This window comes from Halorubrum vacuolatum, from assembly GCF_900188065.1.
GTDB classification, from domain to species: Archaea; Halobacteriota; Halobacteria; order Halobacteriales; family Haloferacaceae; genus Halorubrum; species Halorubrum vacuolatum.
Window position 1 is genome coordinate 1 of sequence record NZ_FZNQ01000055.1, and the last position, 3,156, is coordinate 3,156.

The 3,156-nt window shown below is 56.8% G+C and carries 3 protein-coding genes; 1 reads left to right on the forward strand and 2 read right to left on the reverse strand.

The genetic code is table 11. The annotated features are described in order from the left end of the window. Positions 1–150: 150 nt before the first annotated feature. Positions 151–1,065, reverse strand: coding sequence for a DUF7139 domain-containing protein (locus CHB65_RS16600; protein WP_089386121.1), 915 nt, complete (start codon positions 1,063–1,065; stop codon positions 151–153). A 148-nt stretch (positions 1,066–1,213) separates the two neighbouring features. On the opposite strand from CHB65_RS16600, the gene CHB65_RS16605 reads away from it, so the two are divergent. Next, entirely contained in the window at positions 1,214–1,534 is a 321-nt protein-coding gene (locus CHB65_RS16605) for a hypothetical protein (RefSeq protein WP_089386122.1), read from the forward strand. A gap of 169 nt (positions 1,535–1,703) precedes the next feature. Here the strand turns inward: CHB65_RS16605 and CHB65_RS16610 are convergent, their stop codons facing one another. After that, positions 1,704–3,032 (reverse strand): M28 family peptidase, encoded by a 1,329-nt coding sequence (locus tag CHB65_RS16610; protein ID WP_245810020.1) that lies wholly within the window; start codon positions 3,030–3,032, stop codon positions 1,704–1,706. Positions 3,033–3,156: the final 124 nt, after the last annotated feature.

Sequence of the window (3,156 nt, forward strand, 5' to 3'; positions counted from 1 at the left end):
GCGGTAGTAGCTGAGATTGATCGTCTAATCATACAGAAAGTGACTATTTTGTAGCGTTCAGACAGCACTCTCTCGGCTCGTTCGGGAAGTACCGATATAACATTTCGCGTTACTTAACGGGGGAATCCCACGGCTTTCGCCGGGGGAAAATCAAAAACGTTCTCGAAACCACGACACCACCCAGTAATTTTTTATTCTATTGAGCAGCCCCTCGTTGGACTGAGGTGACTGCTCTTTTTGTTGTTGCTCACGCAGCTGGCGCAGGGCCGCTGCTTGTGTGTCGGTGCTCTCTCCACTTGCTATTTTTGTTTGTCCGCCTTGGAGTCCCTGGAGTCGGGTAACAGCATCATTGACCTCTTCGTTTTTCATCCGTCGCTCAGCACCCGTCTTGGGGAGCGTATCGATATCCACGTCATCGATCGAACTGGTATTCAGTTGGAGGCGACGAGACTCCGTACGATCAATGCCACCCCAAGAAAGCTCTGTATCCTCTAAGGCTGTTTCAATATCTCTGCGCACGTCCTCATCAGTGACCTCGTCTTCGTCCGTGGCAGAACGGTCTTGGGTCTGTTCTTCACCCGCCTCGTCGCTTGCACGCTCGACCCAATGGGTAACTAGTGCGACACCGGAAGCTGCAATAACAAGAACAACCCCAACGCTATAGAGACCAATGCCCTGGGCGCTGTAATCTGGGGGGTTTGTCACATTCCAATTGTTAGGATACGCCCAAACAAAGAGACCAACAGCAAGAGTTGAGATTACGAGTCCGCCGAACGCAGTATACACCATGCGCTTATCGACGGGGAGTAGCACCACAATTCCAGAAAGGAGTAATGGCAACCCAAGCCCCGCGGCAACCCCAGCGACCTCACGAACCGAATACATTTGTGGGGTGTTTACAGGGAGGGTCGTACTGTAAAGAAATACTGCCACCGCGACAAACCCCAATCCAGCACCAAGAAAAAAGAGGCCAAAGCCAGCGTAGATGTTGGCTATTTGCTCCGGGTCGCCGATGTACTCCCGATAGTAACGGATAAGCCGGCTCGATTCGGCCGTTTCGTTCATACCACAGCTACTATTTGGGGAGATATCATTCTTCCCCTGGATATTCATACAAAATAGAGGAGGATACCTGCGCCTTGAGGCGTGCGAAGAGGTCAATACCGATTGGTCGATGCCGAGTTATTTACCACGCCTCGGAGAAAGAGAAGGTATGGAAGATAGTGACAGGGGAGCCACTCGTGCGTATAACTGTGATTCCACCATCGATTTTCCTACAGCGCTTGAGGCGGGATCAATCGAACATCTCGGGGTCGACAGTCGACAGATGGTGATTATTTATCAGCGGGCGATTTTTATTCTCACGGCGACGGAGGGGGATCTCGACACAGCAGAGGCCATCGAAATTGAACTCTGGGAACCCCCTCTCGACAGGTCTGAGTATGAACCGGCAGCAGTGATCGAGTCACTCGTCGATAAACTGATGATCCTGACAGGTGCTTCTTTTGGCGAGTCGGATTCCTCCCACCCTTGAACCGGTTAGTTTCCTCCCCATATGTTGTGACATCCATACGTGGTATTCGCACGCGGAACCGGTATTGTCGGCGCCCACGTTTTTGAGCCGACCCTGCCGCAATCCTATTCAAATTCGTCGGCCCAGGGCCACGGCCGGGGCTCGCCCCACGGCCACGTGTCCGTCGCCTTCATGCCGACATCGTGACCGCTCTCGACCGTCTCCTCGCGGATATCCTCCGCTGTTCGTGTCTCGATCGGTCGGTCCGCCTCCGCGAGTTTGACGACCCCAGCCGCAAATAATACCGACAGCTCCCGGAGGTCGCGGACATCGAGCTTGTCGAAGGTGTCGCCGTGTGTGTGTCCCCAACCACGGCCGCTTCACTCGCCGTGGAGCGCCCCTGTGCGCCGGCGATCCCGCGCTGAACGAACGGCCAGTGGTCGCTATGGGGACGGAGTCCATCCACTATCGCGATGGGGACGTCGAACTCCGACTCCACCTCCTCAAACGCTTCTCCGATCGCCTCAAAGCCGTGGTGATGAATCTCGAGGTCCCGCGAGTAGCCGGCCCCATCGACGTTGAGCACGCATTTCACGTTATTAAGATCGTGCGTGTGCGACCAATAATAGGAGCCATAAAGCCCGACCTCCTCAGCGCCGAAGACAACAAATCTCACCCGCATCTCGAGGTCGTCCGCCACCGCCGAAAGGATCCGTGCAAGTGAGACGACGAGTGCCGAGCCGAACCCGTTGTCGTTCGCGCCGGTTCCTACGTCGTGGGCGTCAAGGTGGGCCGTATAAAGCACCTCTTCATCGGTATCCGGACCCAGGGTCGCTTCGACGTTCACCGAGGTCGCAAGGTCGTTTCGCGCTACAACCTCAAGGGTCGCCTCGATGCCCTCATTGCCCGGGGCGTCGTCGCAATGGCGCGTGAGCCGCTTGCCGAGCTCCTTGCTCAGACCCACGGCAGGGATCGGGCCCGGACCAGCCGTATGGCCGATTGACCCCGTCGGCGGCAGCGATCCCTCAATGTGATTATAAAACAGAAACGCATCGGCACCGGACTCGGCGGCGTAGTCGTACTTTTCGCTACGGTGGACCCAGCGACCGTAGTCGTCCGGCGTGAGACTAGAGGCCATCGCGATGCAACCGGAGAGGTCGGCGTCCTCGAAGTCCTCCGGCAGCCCGTGGCCCATATCGACGATCTCACCCGTGATCGATCCGGAGGGAGTCCCAGGAAGTCCGACGAGCTCGTGGGTCCCGTCGAAAACGCTTGTTCGATCACGGTGGGTGACGGTTAGCGACGCGCTCTCCCGCCACCAGCCAGGAATGGGGAACTCTGTCCTCGAGACGTCGTCGAGACCTGCACTCTCAAAGGCATCAGCGATCAAGTCAGCAGCGACCTGCTCGCCCTCGTGGCCGGGCATGCGGTCGTTCAGATCGGAGAGCTCCGCAAGCAGATTCCACGCGGTCGAGTCCGTGTATGCGTCGCCGATCACCGACGGGGGTAGTGTAGTCATACCATGACACAGATGGGTTCAGTATACTTGGCTCTGTAGTTTCGGTACACTGCGGTTGATTTCACGGGTATCGGACGCTCCGGCGAAGGTTGTAGACGGTGGCTTTCAGCAGCATTTCGCGGAA

Bases quoted from the DNA above. Each gene is read 5' to 3' on its own strand.
- CHB65_RS16600 (WP_089386121.1), bottom strand. From the start codon at position 1,065: ATGAACGAAACGGCCGAATCGAGCCGGCTTATCCGTTACTATCGGGAG.
- CHB65_RS16605 (WP_089386122.1), top strand. From the start codon at position 1,214: ATGGAAGATAGTGACAGGGGAGCCACTCGTGCGTATAACTGTGATTCC.
- CHB65_RS16610 (WP_245810020.1), bottom strand. From the start codon at position 3,032: ATGACTACACTACCCCCGTCGGTGATCGGCGACGCATACACGGACTCG.